The sequence below is a fragment of the Photobacterium piscicola genome, from assembly GCF_046058925.1.
GTDB lineage: Bacteria > Pseudomonadota > Gammaproteobacteria > Enterobacterales > Vibrionaceae > Photobacterium > Photobacterium piscicola.
Genome location: NZ_CP175534.1, coordinates 2,594,207 through 2,606,893, shown reverse-complemented (window position 1 = coordinate 2,606,893; position 12,687 = coordinate 2,594,207). Strand labels below are relative to the sequence as shown.

At 41.3% G+C, this 12,687-nt stretch carries 16 protein-coding genes; 13 read left to right on the top strand and 3 right to left on the bottom strand.

The genetic code is table 11. The features are described from left to right. The first annotated feature begins 22 nt into the window (after positions 1–22). Together ACJZU6_RS12360 and ACJZU6_RS12355 are read left to right on the top strand one after the other, a co-directional pair. Positions 23–658, top strand: coding sequence for a FlgO family outer membrane protein (locus tag ACJZU6_RS12360; RefSeq protein ID WP_080157024.1), 636 nt, complete (start codon positions 23–25; stop codon positions 656–658). A gap of 11 nt (positions 659–669) precedes the next feature. After that, on the top strand, positions 670–1,116 hold the full coding sequence (locus ACJZU6_RS12355) for an LPP20 family lipoprotein (RefSeq protein ID WP_080157022.1): 447 nt from the start codon (positions 670–672) through the stop codon (positions 1,114–1,116). A 3-nt stretch (positions 1,117–1,119) separates the two neighbouring features. Here ACJZU6_RS12355 and ACJZU6_RS12350 read toward each other — a convergent pair whose 3' ends face one another. The 3 genes from ACJZU6_RS12350 to flgA form a co-directional block, all read right to left on the bottom strand. After that, the gene (locus tag ACJZU6_RS12350) at positions 1,120–1,548 is read right to left on the bottom strand and encodes a flagella synthesis protein FlgN (RefSeq protein ID WP_080157021.1); all 429 of its coding nucleotides are present in this window, start codon (positions 1,546–1,548) and stop codon (positions 1,120–1,122) included. A gap of 72 nt (positions 1,549–1,620) precedes the next feature. Continuing rightward, positions 1,621–1,929, bottom strand: a complete 309-nt coding sequence (gene flgM, locus ACJZU6_RS12345) for a flagellar biosynthesis anti-sigma factor FlgM (RefSeq protein WP_297479146.1) — start codon at positions 1,927–1,929, stop codon at positions 1,621–1,623. Between the two features lie 140 nt (positions 1,930–2,069). Continuing rightward, positions 2,070–2,777: a flagellar basal body P-ring formation chaperone FlgA gene (flgA, locus tag ACJZU6_RS12340; protein WP_080157017.1), complete on the bottom strand. Its 708-nt coding sequence runs from the start codon at positions 2,775–2,777 to the stop codon at positions 2,070–2,072. 119 nt (positions 2,778–2,896) lie between these two features. Between flgA and ACJZU6_RS12335 the strand changes: the two genes are divergently transcribed. The 11 genes from ACJZU6_RS12335 (at position 2,897) to flgJ (ending at position 12,618) form a co-directional block, all read left to right on the top strand. Further along, positions 2,897–3,841: a chemotaxis protein gene (locus ACJZU6_RS12335; RefSeq protein WP_080157016.1), complete on the top strand. Its 945-nt coding sequence runs from the start codon at positions 2,897–2,899 to the stop codon at positions 3,839–3,841. Between the two features lie 49 nt (positions 3,842–3,890). Continuing rightward, entirely contained in the window at positions 3,891–4,718 is an 828-nt protein-coding gene (locus ACJZU6_RS12330) for a CheR family methyltransferase (RefSeq protein ID WP_408900360.1), read from the top strand. Positions 4,719–4,926: 208 nt separating this feature from the next. Next, positions 4,927–5,322 (top strand): flagellar basal body rod protein FlgB, encoded by a 396-nt coding sequence (gene flgB / locus ACJZU6_RS12325; RefSeq protein ID WP_080157011.1) that lies wholly within the window; start codon positions 4,927–4,929, stop codon positions 5,320–5,322. A 3-nt stretch (positions 5,323–5,325) separates the two neighbouring features. Next, a complete protein-coding gene (gene flgC, locus ACJZU6_RS12320; protein ID WP_045036601.1) occupies positions 5,326–5,739 on the top strand; it encodes a flagellar basal body rod protein FlgC in 414 nt (137 codons plus the stop codon). A 17-nt stretch (positions 5,740–5,756) separates the two neighbouring features. Beyond that, entirely contained in the window at positions 5,757–6,503 is a 747-nt protein-coding gene (flgD, locus tag ACJZU6_RS12315) for a flagellar hook assembly protein FlgD (protein WP_080157009.1), read from the top strand. Between the two features lie 6 nt (positions 6,504–6,509). Beyond that, a complete protein-coding gene (gene flgE, locus ACJZU6_RS12310) occupies positions 6,510–7,895 on the top strand; it encodes a flagellar hook protein FlgE (protein WP_408900359.1) in 1,386 nt (461 codons plus the stop codon). A gap of 158 nt (positions 7,896–8,053) precedes the next feature. After that, entirely contained in the window at positions 8,054–8,803 is a 750-nt protein-coding gene (gene flgF / locus ACJZU6_RS12305) for a flagellar basal-body rod protein FlgF (protein ID WP_408900358.1), read from the top strand. A 19-nt stretch (positions 8,804–8,822) separates the two neighbouring features. Further along, positions 8,823–9,611 (top strand): flagellar basal-body rod protein FlgG, encoded by a 789-nt coding sequence (gene flgG / locus ACJZU6_RS12300; protein ID WP_080157004.1) that lies wholly within the window; start codon positions 8,823–8,825, stop codon positions 9,609–9,611. Between the two features lie 91 nt (positions 9,612–9,702). After that, complete coding sequence (locus tag ACJZU6_RS12295; RefSeq protein WP_107275434.1) at positions 9,703–10,425, top strand: flagellar basal body L-ring protein FlgH; 723 nt, start codon at positions 9,703–9,705, stop codon at positions 10,423–10,425. A gap of 82 nt (positions 10,426–10,507) precedes the next feature. After that, positions 10,508–11,599, top strand: coding sequence for a flagellar basal body P-ring protein FlgI (locus tag ACJZU6_RS12290; RefSeq protein WP_080157003.1), 1,092 nt, complete (start codon positions 10,508–10,510; stop codon positions 11,597–11,599). A 17-nt stretch (positions 11,600–11,616) separates the two neighbouring features. Further along, on the top strand, positions 11,617–12,618 hold the full coding sequence (gene flgJ / locus ACJZU6_RS12285) for a flagellar assembly peptidoglycan hydrolase FlgJ (RefSeq protein WP_408900357.1): 1,002 nt from the start codon (positions 11,617–11,619) through the stop codon (positions 12,616–12,618). The last annotated feature ends 69 nt before the right edge of the window (positions 12,619–12,687 follow it).

Here is a 12,687-nt window from a genome sequence, read left to right as displayed (position 1 = left end):
CACGTAGCAAGAGTGACCAACAATGAACAAATTTATACTGGTGGTGTGTGCGCTACTATTAACAGCTTGTACAGGACCCCAAGTTTATAACGGTAAAGAACCATTTTCTTCAGCGGGGTATTCGCTAACAACGACGCCTCGTCATACGGTCGATTATTTTGTTGAAGGACTCACAAATCAACTTATTGAGTCCAATCAATATTTAACTGCAAGTACGCCTTTGGCTGTGACGTCGTTTGTTGATCTGCAAGATATGGGGGTCACTAATTGGTTGGGTAATGTGGTTAGTGAAAATTTTATGTTTCAGATGCAGCAACGAGGATTTACGGTCGTTGATTACAAATCAACAGGGGTGATTAAAGTAACACGTAATGGTGATTTTAGTATTAGTCGTAATTGGCAAGAATTGTCAGCGCAACAGCCGGTTGATTATGTGCTAACGGGGACAATGTTACGTCAAAGCGGCGGTGTGCTTGTGAATGCAAGAATCATCGGAATGCGATCGCATGTTGTTATTGCCACGGCACAAGGCTTTTTACCCGCAGAGCGTATTGGGCGTGATTTGGATTTTATGAATAAGATTCAAATCCGTAATGGGGTGATTATTCGAACGGAACAACAACAGCCTACTACCAATAATATTGTGTTACGACCTTAAGGATAACCGTGATGACTAAATGGCTAATAATGGTGTTATTAATCTTAATATCTGGGTGTTCTTCTTCAAATAGTGGTACTCACCCGAATTTAACCAATAGTAATGAAAGAGTATTTGCCGTTGGTTACGCGTCAATTAGTGAGCAAAATGGGCGTACTCAAGAAGAAAAAAGTTTACGGGCAATGCGTGCATCAAAAGTGGATGCGTACCGTGAATTATCAGAACAAATTTATGGGTTACGAATTTCAGCAACAACATCGTTATCAAATCAGCAACTAGGCCCTGAAAATACGAATGGTGCTGTTGATGGTATTATTCGAGGGGCCAAAGTGATCCGTAGTTATCCTGTAGGTGATAGCTATGTAACTGAAATGGAATTAAATTTAGGCTTAATGGAACGTATGAAGCAACACGGCGAAGTGTTTCATGTACCCAATAATCAACAAGTGATGTTTTAACTATTAGGCTTTAAGGTTGGTGCCTAATGAGCGAACATTCTGCGCCTTACCATCACAATTATAGGTCATCTGGTGGCGACCTCGACTTTGTTGAAATAGGTTATTGAGTTTATGAAAACTTAATTGCGCCCGTTGTAATACTTCGCCATTGATGTCATTACGTTGTTTACATAATGTCACGAGCTGTTGAATTTCTTCAACATGCTGACCGAGTAATGCATCGTCTTGTAATTGTTGCCGCTGTGAATGATGAGCAATAAGATAATCATGTTGTTGAATACTATTGATCAGTGTCAGTTTTTCTTTTGCAAATTGCTCTATTTCTAACGCTCGTCGATGAGCTATGGCTGTTTTTTCTTGGTTGAGTAATTCAGCAAGAGAGACCAAAGCCGTGTGTTGAAGCTCAAGCAATTGCTCAATAGTGTGTTTCATAACCAAGATCCTTACAGTGAATGCGCAATAATATTAGTCTATTAATAACATCAGTTCTTAATAAGAACAGCATTAAAGATCGTTAAGTTCATCTTCAAACTTGATTATATTATTAGCGAGTTTGTCGGCATCAATAGTATAACTGCCATTAGCGATGGCTTGTTTTATTTCAGCAACTTTTGCGGCATCAAAACTGGTTTCTGCTGCTAATTGTTGATGAATTTGACCAACCGCTTTACCTTGAGAACTTAAAGATACCGCGTCGTGTTGCGGTTCAATTGTAGTGGTTGATGGCGTATTTGTTGTTGCCGTTTTGGTATGGTTAACCGTACGAGCTGTATTTAGTGGTTGCCCACCACGAAGATGATCAATGTTTGTCATAATGTAGTACCTGTCGATGCCAATAGCGTTATAGTCAATTATCGACGTATAGACTATAAACTTTAGCTTTTTTTGTTTACGAATACCAAAATATTATGATGTATTATTTTTGATTTTTAGCCGCCTATTGTCGGTTGTTGTTAATATTTTACCGAGACTTCTCCTACCGCTGTAATGACCCCATCAATGATTCGCTTTGATTTGCTATTTTGCACGCGAATCTCATCACCAATAGCCCCATCTGATAATGCTTTGCCGGTGGTAACTATGGCTAATCCTGTTTGCCCGGCTCGAATTAACACACTGTCATTGCGGCACACTAAGCAGATATCATTTGCTTGAATGACATCACCTGCTTTCACGGTACGTTTTACTTTTGAACCAATAATTTGTTGAGGATCATTAAAGCTGACACCACGTTGAAAGCGGCTTTCCACCATGGCAACTTTTACGTTAGCAGCACTGAGTAAAGCGCCACGGCCGAGGTGGGTGGTGGCGATCACTTGTGGCAGAGTCTGTTGAACATTAACCGGCACATAGAGCTGCCAATCTTCACTATTACACTGTACCAGTACCGTAACATTACCTGATAACGTTTGTTTACCCGGCGTGGTTGCTACTAGGGGACTTGAGCAGGTAGGAAACCGTAATCGAGAATCTAATGTTGCAGCGGTAATATTAACACTACCAAAATCAGATGGCGCTAACGAACGTTTTATATGCTCTGCTGCTGTTTGCTGAATAAGGCTTTGTTGTGAGATAGATGTGGCATGAACATTAATACTAAAGTTCAGCAACAAACTGCCGATAATAATGCAAATTAAGTTTAAATATCGATGAGTGATCACGGCGTTATGCTCTCTGTCGGTGGTAATCATGCGGTTATTAAGCGGCTTATCATAAGTAATTATTTGAAAAATTGCTTGTATTGGTGTTGTTAATATTTTCAGACAGGAAACCCTTTCACATGTCAGGCATTTTAGATTCCGTTAATCAACGTACGCAGTTGGTAGGACAAAATCGATTAGAATTACTTACTTTTCGACTTAATCGGCGTCAGCGATATGGGATTAATGTCTTTAAAGTTAAAGAAGTTTTACAGTGTCCTAAGTTAACATCGATGCCGAATTTACATCCGTTTGTTAAAGGTATCGCTTATATTCGAGGACAAACAATATCAGTGATAGATATGAGCCTTGCCACAGGCGGACGACCTGTCGAAGATATCAGCAATTGTTTTATTATCATTTCTGAATTCAACCGCTCGGTGCAGGGCTTTTTAGTGTCAGCAGTTGAGCGAATTGTGAATATAAATTGGGAGGCGATTTTACCACCCCCAAAAGGCGCAGGACGAAATAATTACCTTACAGCCGTCACTGAAATTGATAATGAACTGGTAGAAATTCTTGATGTAGAAAAGATCCTTGATCAAATTTCACCTGTTGATACTCGGTTATCGAGTGAATTACTGAATGAAATTAGCTTAATAACACCAACAGTAAAAACGGTACTCGTTGCCGATGACTCCATGGTAGCGCGTAAGCAAGTGCAGCGTGCGATTGAATCTATCGGTTGTGATTGCATTTGTGTGAAAGACGGTAAAGAAGCCTTTAGAACATTACAAACCATGGCTGCAAAAGACAGTATTTATCAACAACTAGCTTTAGTGATATCAGATATTGAAATGCCTGAAATGGATGGTTATACCTTAACGGCTGCGATTCGTAATGATTCCGCGTTAAAAGATCTGCATGTTATTTTACATACTTCACTGAGTGGGGTCTTTAATCAGGCGATGGTTGAACGTGTGGGTGCTAATGCCTTTATTCCTAAATTTAATCCTGATGAGCTAGGTCGAGCAGTAAAAAATGCCATGACCACAGCGACTGCTGCTTGCGTTAGTTCTAAATAATAAATCTATTTAATATGCAATAAACGACAAAAACAAGAAAGAGTAATTGATGACAACATTAACGGTAAATGATCAAGACTATTATGACTTTTGTCATTTTCTTGAAGCACAGTGTGGCATTGTTTTGGGGGACAGTAAGCAATATTTAGTGCGAAGTCGTTTAAGTCCTCTCATTAAACGTTTTGGGTTGCCATCTTTGTCTGATTTATTGCAAGGCGCATTGAAAGGGCGTAATCGAGAATTACGGGTTGCACTGATAGATGCAATGACAACGAATGAAACACTGTGGTTTCGTGATAGTTATCCTTTTACTGTTTTAGCCGATAAGATCTTACCTGAACTTGCAGCCAACAGAAGGCCATTAAAAATATGGTCAGCGGCAAGTTCGTCAGGACAAGAACCGTATTCAATGGCGATGACTATTTTAGAACAGCAATTGAAACGACCGGGGCTATTACCCAGCATTCAGATCACTGCGACCGATATTTCACAGACCATGCTTGATATGTGTCGTGAAGGGGTATATGACAACCTGGCGCTAAGTCGTGGTTTATCTGTTGAACGTCGAAGACTATTTTTTGAATCACATATTAGTGGTGGCATGCAAGTTAACCAACGCGTAAAACAGCTGGTTAATTTTCGGACTCAAAATTTAAAAGACAGCTACGTTCTATTGGGTAAATTTGACGTAATATTTTGCCGTAATGTACTCATTTACTTTTCACCTGAAACCAAAGTAAAAGTGTTAAATCAATTAGCAGCCAGTTTAAACCCTGGTGGTTACTTATTTCTGGGTGCTTCTGAATCATTAACCGGACTCTGCGATCGGTTTGAAATGGTACGTTGTAATCCCGGTATTATTTATAAATTGAAATAATAGCAAGAGCAGGTGATTTAGGGGCGAGGATTCAAGGATTTTAGGATTCGAACCCCTGAACTAGACCTTGTATGCTATTCCTGCTATTCCTGCTATTCCTGCTATTCCTGCTATTCCTATTTTTTCCTCCTCCCTTTTCCATCTTGGCATTGTCTTTGCTTTACTGCTGTTGTCACTGTGACAGTAAATAACACCGTAGAGGCAAAGTATGTCGATTTCTTTTGATAAAGCATTAGGTATTCATCAGTATACCGTTGGTGCACGAGCAACACGTGCAGAAACATTAGCGAGCAACCTTGCGAATGTTAATACTCCAGGCTTTAAGGCAAAAGATATCGACTTTAGCCGCGTCCTGCAATCGGCAACCGCAGGGGCAAATGTTGGCCTTAATCGTACCAATGGGCGGCATATTACTGCCTCTCCAGCCGCCAATGGCGAACAACTTTATCGAGTGCCAACTCAGCCTGATACTGGTGATGGCAATACTGTTGATGCGCAATTAGAACAAAATTTATTTATGCAGAATAGTATTGAATATCAAGCATCGCTCGATTTTTTAGGCTCTAAATTTAAGAATTTAACCAAGGCATTGAAAGGGGAATAATGGATGAGTTTATTTAATATCTTTAATGTGACCGGTTCTGCCATGAGTGCTGAATCAGTACGACTTAATACCACCTCTAGTAACTTAGCCAATGCCAACAGTGTCAGTAGCTCAGCGCAAGAAACTTATAAAGCGCGTTACCCTATTTTTGCGGCAGCGCTTGATAGTGCTAATCAAGGCGATGCTAGCGTGCCAGTACAACTGCAGGGGATTGTTGAAAGTAATGAGCCATTAAGTGCGGAATATAATCCTGAGCATCCATTGGCGAACAGTGCTGGTTATATTTATAAACCTAATGTCAATGTGATGGAAGAAATGGCGAATATGATTTCCGCATCACGCTCTTACCAAAATAATGTTCAAGTGGCGGATGCAAGTAAGCAAATGCTGATGAAAACCTTGCAGATGGGCAAATAAGCTAAGGAGTTTGTGTTATGACAACCATTAACGGTGCCGGGCAATCTCTTTCTTATCTTGACCAGTTAAAAGGCATGCAAGATAAAAAGATTGCCCAAGAACAACCTACAACGGGCACTAATCAATTAAAACAAGACGATTTTTTATCGTTGTTAACTAAACAGTTAGCGCAACAAGATCCGTTTAAGCCTGTGGGTAATGATCAGATGATCGCTCAAATGGCGTCTTTTGCTACCGTTGATGGTATCAATAAAATGAATGAGCAATTTGGTTCACTCAATAGTGCTATGACATCAAACCAAGCGCTGCAAGCCTCATCGTTAGTTGGACAAGATGTGCTTATTCCAAGTGCATCGGCATTGAAAAACCATGACGGTGAAATGGCGGGCATGGTACGCATGCAACAAGGGGTCGATAACGCCATTCTGCGGGTTGAAAATGAGCAAGGCGTATTAGTAAAAACTATTACTCTTGGCGCAAAATCAGCCGGGGAACATCCGTTTGCATGGGATGGAAAAGACGATGCTGGCAATGTGATGCCACAAGGCAAATATAACTTTTCGGTATCGGGAACTGTTGGCGGCGAAAGCCAACAATTTGAAGTATTAACTCACGCTAATGTTAACAGTGTTTTATTAGGTAATAGTGACGGCAAAGTAATGTTAAATCTGGCGGGGGTGACCAAACCTGTCAACTTAGCCGAAGTTTTACAAATCGGTAAAAGTGCACAATCAGCGGCACCACTTAGTACACAACAAGGATAATTTACGATGAGCATGAATATCGCATTAAGTGGCTTGGGTGCTGCGCAAAAGGATTTAAATACCACCAGTAATAACATTGCTAACGCCAATACTTTTGGTTTTAAAGAGTCACGGGCAGAGTTTGGGGATGTGTATTCTAATTCCATCTTCTCAAACGCTAAAACCACGACGGGTGGTGGTGTACAAACTTCAACCGTGGCACAACAGTTCCATGAAGGTTCAAGCATTTATACCAATAACCCATTAGATTTACGAGTATCTGGTGCGGGTTTTTTTGCGGTGGCAGATAATAAAAATGAAGCTGCAAACAGTAATTTAACCCGTAATGGTGCGTTTCAGTTAAACAATGAAAATGAATTAGTTAATGCGGAAGGAAAGTTTTTACTCGGTTATCCTGTTAATCAAGATTCAAATACTGTTGCTTCTTATGAGGCTAAATCTTTAAAAATTGATGATGTATTTGGACAGCCAACGGCGTCTAAAAATATCAAAGTTTCGCTTAACTTGCCTAACAAAGAGACTGCACCTAAAACGCAGCCATTTGATTTTGCAAATAGTGACTCATTTAGTCGTTCTACCTCATCAACTATTTATGACTCACTCGGTAAGCCATATAAAATGACCACTTATTATGTGGCTAAGTATGATCCTAATGCCGTGGCACCAGAATCAACTAATGCCAATACATGGGAAGTCTACCAAACCGTGACTGATAATAACGGTAAAGAAAAAGCATTAGATGCTAAAGCAGAGTCTTTACCTACGGGGTATTCAGTCGCAGGTTCAAATGGTCATCTGGGGTATATGATGAAGTTTGATGCTAATGGACAACCACTAAAAGCAACACCAGCAGTACCGCCTGACGCTGCTATTCCTGGAACACCATTAAATATTCAGATGGAAAGTTTTGCCGAGGCGGCTATTGATGTGGGTGGTGCGGATGGCACTCAAGCAATCACCATGAATTATGAAGATCCAACGCAGTATGCATCGGCGTTTGAAGTGCGTAAGTTTCAGGATGTTGATGGTGCATCAACAGGGTATTTATCTAAAGTGGATATTGATCCTGAAGGTAACATTATGGCGTCTTATTCAAACGGTAAAGATTTAGTTGTTGGTCGCGTGGCGATGGCTCGAGTTGCCAATGAGCAAGGGCTTACGCAACTTGGTGGCTCGCTATGGAATGCAACCCAAGAGTCGGGTGAAGTGGTGTGGGGGGATGCATCTCAAGGTTCATTTGGCGCCATCAAAAGTGGCACTCTAGAGCAATCAAATATTGATATGACTCAAGAGCTGGTGGATTTGATCAGTGCCCAGCGTAACTTCCAAGCCAGCTCACGCGCATTGGATGTTAATAATCAGCTGCAACAAAATATTCTTCAGATCCGTTAATTTCAAATGCGTTAATTATTATTAATCGCTCGACGCCACCGTTATCGGTGGCGTTTTTGTATCTTCAGTTCTCAATTCTTAGCCGTTGTTATTCTTTATCCACATCTTGGCGTAGTTTTTGCTTTAAATCGGCTAATGCACAGAGGAGTGTCAAAAAAATGGATCGGGCGCTGTTTCTCGCTATGAGCGGGGCAAAACAAGATATGCAAGGCATGCGAGTACATGCCAATAACCTTGCTAACGTGAGCACTACAGGTTTTCGTGCTGACTTACAGCAAGCGCGTAGTATGCAGGCTTTTGGTGATGGAGTGCCGAGTCGTGTGTTTACTATGGCGGAGCGCACGGGCAATGATTTTGCTCAAGGTTCGATGATCAATACTGGGCGTGATCTTGATGTTGCGGTACAAGGTGATGGTTGGTTGGCTGTTCAAGATGCGGGTGGTCAAGAAGGATATACTCGCGCGGGACATCTTAACGTTGATCAGATGGGCATGCTGCAAAATAGTAATGGTCAGCTTGTTTTAGGGCGCAATGATAGCCCGATCTTTATTCCTCTGCCGATTAATAAAATTGAGATTAGTCAAGATGGTACGGTCTCAGTAATCCCTAAGGGAGCACCATCAGATGTGATGGTAACGGTTGATCGTATTAAGTTAGTCAAACCTGAAAATCGAAGTCTGTTTAAAGATACAGATGGTCTCTTTAAGGTGATTGGTAATCGTGAACCATTAGATGCCGATGCTAGCGTCAGTTTAGCTAAAGGCATGCTTGAAGGCAGTAATGTTAATGCGGTGGCCGAAATGACCAATATGATCGATTTACAGCGTCACTTTGAAATGCAAGTGAAGTTAATGAAAACAGCCGAAGAAATGGATAAATCTTCTTCTTCTCTGATGCGTATCAGCTAATTACTAAAGGACGATCATCATGCATCCAGCATTGTGGGTCAGTAAAACGGGTTTAGATGCCCAACAAACCAATATTTCAACCATTTCTAATAACTTAGCTAACGCATCAACCATAGGTTTTAAGAAAAGTCGCGCGGTTTTTGAAGATCTGTTTTATCAAAATATTAATCAGCCCGGCGGTAAATCAACCCAAGATACCACATCGCCAAGTGGCTTAATGCTGGGTGCAGGTTCAAAAGTGGTTGCGACTCAAAAAGTGTTTACTCAAGGTAATACGCAAACCACCAATAATGCCATGGATATGATGATCGAAGGCGATGGTTTTTTCCAAGTCTTACTGCCTGATGGCAATATTGGTTATACCCGTAATGGTCAATTTACGATTAACGATCAAGGTATTTTAGTCACCAGTGGTAGCGGTTATCCGGTGCAACCTGAAATTGTAGTGCCTGATAATGCGGTGGGTATTACTGTCGGTACTGATGGCGAAGTGTCGGCGCGTATTCGTGATCAACAAGAAAATGAAGTGCTAGGGCAATTAACCACCACCGATTTTATTAACCCCGCAGGTTTAGAGCCGATTGGACAAAATTTATTCTTACCCACAGGAGCCAGCGGTGATCCGCAAGAAGGTACACCAGGTTTAGAAGGTTTTGGCTCTATTCGTCAATCAATGCTTGAAACATCCAATGTCAATGTGACTGAAGAGCTAGTGAATATGATTGAAGCGCAGCGGGTCTATGAAATGAACTCCAAAGTGATTTCAACCGTTGATCAAATGTTGAGTTACGTTAATCAGCAACTATAAGTTTATTAGCTAGGAAATCGCTGTGAAAGTACATTCAAATCACCATGGACGCTGGCTATTGATTGCTCTTGTTTGTAGTTTAAGCGGGTGTATGTCAACGCCAGATTCAGTGGGCAGTGATATTGAAAAAGCCACGACTAATGTTGATGCTGTTGAAGGTAAACAGCCTGAATCAAAGAGTTTAATTGACCGTTTACGCGCGCGTGATGATGCTCAAATGAATGATCCAGCATGGAATCCGGTTCGACCGCAAGCTAAGCCTGAACATTATGCAACTGCAACCGGATCGTTATTTAATCAAGATCAAGCGCAAGATTTATATGATGACACCAAGCCGCGCGGTATTGGCGATATTGTGACAATCTTGCTTGAAGAAAAAACCACCGCGAAGAAAAATGCCAGTTCAGATCTTGATAAGAAAACCGATCTTCACATGAAACCTATTGAGTTGGGTGGCAAACCCGTCACTCTGCATGATTATACCCTGTCTTATGCGATGGCAAATAATAATACCTTTGAAGGATCAACATCGGCAGATCAAAGTAACAGCATTAAAGGTTCCATTTCTGTTGAAGTTATTGATGTGTTGAGTAATGGCAACTTAGTTATTCGCGGTGAGAAATGGTTAATGCTCAATACCGGTGAGGAATATATTCGTGTAAGCGGCAATATTCGTCCGGATGATATCGATCAAGATAACACTATTGCTTCAACCCGTATTTCTAATGCGCGCATTCAATATTCAGGTACTGGCGATCGGCAAGATGTTCAGCAGCAAAATTGGTTATCCCGCTTTTTTAATGTTGCTTTTTAATAGAACTTTTTAATCTCATTATTCATCTCGCCTTTGTATAAGGTTGGTTGCTTTATCGTTTTAACTTGTCTTGGAGAATCGCTTGAGAATTTCGACAATATGTTTACTGGCATTCACTTTCTTCGCCACAACTGTACAGGCGGCACGTATTAAAGATGTTGCAGCGGTTGCTGGCGTACGGAGTAACCAATTGGTCGGTTATGGCTTAGTCGTGGGTTTGCCGGGAACTGGTGAAACTACCCCTTTTACTGAGCAAACCTTTAATGCAATGCTGCAAAATTTTGGGATTCAATTACCCGTCGGTACTAAACCTAAAACCAAAAATGTCGCGGCAGTTGCGGTGAATGCCACCTTACCTGCGTTTACTAAACAAGGGCAGACCATTGATATTACCGTGTCTTCGATTGGTTCAGCGAAAAGTTTACGTGGCGGCACATTATTACAAACGTTTCTAAAAGGCCTTGACGGTAAAGTGTATGCGATTGCACAAGGCAGTTTAGTGGTGGGCGGTTTTAGTGCTGAGGGCGCAGATGGTTCTAAAGTTGTTGGTAATACGCCTACCGTTGGTCGAATCACTAATGGTGCAATGGTTGAGCAAGAAGTTTCAAATCCCTTTGGCCGTGGTGATTATTTAACTTTTAATTTATATGAGTCTGATTTTACCACTGCACAACGAATGTCCGATTCGATTAATCAATTTTTAGGACCACAAATGGCGTCAGCTGTCGATGCGACTTCGATTCGTGTGCGTGCTCCACGTGATGTCAGTCAGCGCGTTGCGTTTTTATCGACCGTGGAAAATTTGGAATTTGATCCTGCTGAAGGCTCAGCCAAAATCATTGTTAATTCACGTACTGGCACCATTGTTATCGGACAACATGTCAAATTACGTCCAGCGGCAATTACCCATGGTGGCATGACGGTATCAATTAAAGAGAATGCACAAGTGAGTCAGCCTAATGCCTTTGCTGGTGGCGATACAGTGGTGGTGCCTAATTCTCAGATCACCGTTAATGAATCAGATGCACGCATGTTTAAATTTGAACCCGGAGTGACATTGGATGAATTAGTGCGAGCGGTCAATCAAGTTGGCGCGGCACCATCAGATTTGATGGCCATTTTACAAGCATTAAAACAAGCTGGTGCCATTGAAGGCCAGTTAATTATTATCTGATATTTAAGAGAGCGGCAATGAAACAAATAGATCCTGGTTTTATTCATGATTTAAGTAGCCTTGATCGCCTACGGGCAGGCATTGGTGAGGATAAAAAAGGCTCTTTACGTGAGGCCGCGGTTCAATTTGAATCTATTTTTACGCAGATGTTATTTAAATCGATGCGTGAAGCCAATAGTGCGTTTGAATCCGATTTAATGAGCAGTAATAATGGCAAATTTTATCAACAAATGCATGACGAACAAATGTCGTCGCAGCTAAGTACCACAGGTAGTCTTGGGCTGGCAGATATGATTGTTAAGCAGTTAGGTGGTGAGCAACAAGATAATAGTCAGCACCAACCAACAACAGATTTATATCCACAACAACAGCCGCAGCCGTTTTTAATTCGTCCAATTAATACTGATGTGATTGCGTTGCCATTAGCAGAGTCACCTGCTAGTAAGCTGAGTCCATCAGATAAGCAGCAATCACAGCCAACAATGCTCACTGTTATTGCCAAAACACAGCCAACGATAACCACAGAATCACCACTAAAACCAACTGAACCGACAAGTTTTTCCTCTGCAGAAGCATTTGTGAGTTATATGAAGCCTTATGCTCAGCGTGCAGCACGTGCGCTAGGTACTGATCCGTCATTATTGATTGCACAAGCAGCATTAGAAACTGGGTGGGGAAAGAAGGTGATTAATAATGCTCTGGGTTCAAGCAATAATTTATTTAATATTAAAGCGGATCCGCGTTGGCAGGGGCAAAAAGTTGCCACTAAGACATTAGAATTTCATGATGGTATTGCCGTACAAGAGCAAGCGGCGTTTCGATCTTATGATTCTTACCAACATAGCTTTGATGATTTTGTTAATTTCTTACAGCACAACCCGCGTTATTCAAAAGCATTAACGCACAGTAACCAGCCGCAGCAATTTATTCGTGAAATTCATCAAGCGGGGTATGCCACTGATCCGAATTACAGCAATAAGGTGTTAGCTGTCATGAAAAAAGTGCAGAGCTTATTGTGATACGTGGTTATTGTGATTAGGAATGGTAATCAAAGTTAATAGTGATCAAAGGGGGATAACAATAGCAGA

Excerpts from the sequence above, each read along its gene's own strand:
- flgG (WP_080157004.1), top strand. The coding sequence starts at position 8,823 with ATGCATCCAGCATTGTGGGTCAGTAAAACGGGTTTAGATGCCCAACAA.
- flgB (WP_080157011.1), top strand. The coding sequence starts at position 4,927 with ATGTCGATTTCTTTTGATAAAGCATTAGGTATTCATCAGTATACCGTT.
- ACJZU6_RS12350 (WP_080157021.1), bottom strand. The coding sequence starts at position 1,548 with ATGAAACACACTATTGAGCAATTGCTTGAGCTTCAACACACGGCTTTG.
- ACJZU6_RS12335 (WP_080157016.1), top strand. The coding sequence starts at position 2,897 with ATGTCAGGCATTTTAGATTCCGTTAATCAACGTACGCAGTTGGTAGGA.
- flgJ (WP_408900357.1), top strand. The coding sequence starts at position 11,617 with ATGAAACAAATAGATCCTGGTTTTATTCATGATTTAAGTAGCCTTGAT.
- flgF (WP_408900358.1), top strand. The coding sequence starts at position 8,054 with ATGGATCGGGCGCTGTTTCTCGCTATGAGCGGGGCAAAACAAGATATG.
- ACJZU6_RS12330 (WP_408900360.1), top strand. The coding sequence starts at position 3,891 with ATGACAACATTAACGGTAAATGATCAAGACTATTATGACTTTTGTCAT.
- ACJZU6_RS12360 (WP_080157024.1), top strand. The coding sequence starts at position 23 with ATGAACAAATTTATACTGGTGGTGTGTGCGCTACTATTAACAGCTTGT.
- ACJZU6_RS12355 (WP_080157022.1), top strand. The coding sequence starts at position 670 with ATGACTAAATGGCTAATAATGGTGTTATTAATCTTAATATCTGGGTGT.
- ACJZU6_RS12295 (WP_107275434.1), top strand. The coding sequence starts at position 9,703 with ATGTCAACGCCAGATTCAGTGGGCAGTGATATTGAAAAAGCCACGACT.
- flgC (WP_045036601.1), top strand. The coding sequence starts at position 5,326 with ATGAGTTTATTTAATATCTTTAATGTGACCGGTTCTGCCATGAGTGCT.
- flgD (WP_080157009.1), top strand. The coding sequence starts at position 5,757 with ATGACAACCATTAACGGTGCCGGGCAATCTCTTTCTTATCTTGACCAG.
- flgE (WP_408900359.1), top strand. The coding sequence starts at position 6,510 with ATGAGCATGAATATCGCATTAAGTGGCTTGGGTGCTGCGCAAAAGGAT.
- flgM (WP_297479146.1), bottom strand. The coding sequence starts at position 1,929 with ATGACAAACATTGATCATCTTCGTGGTGGGCAACCACTAAATACAGCT.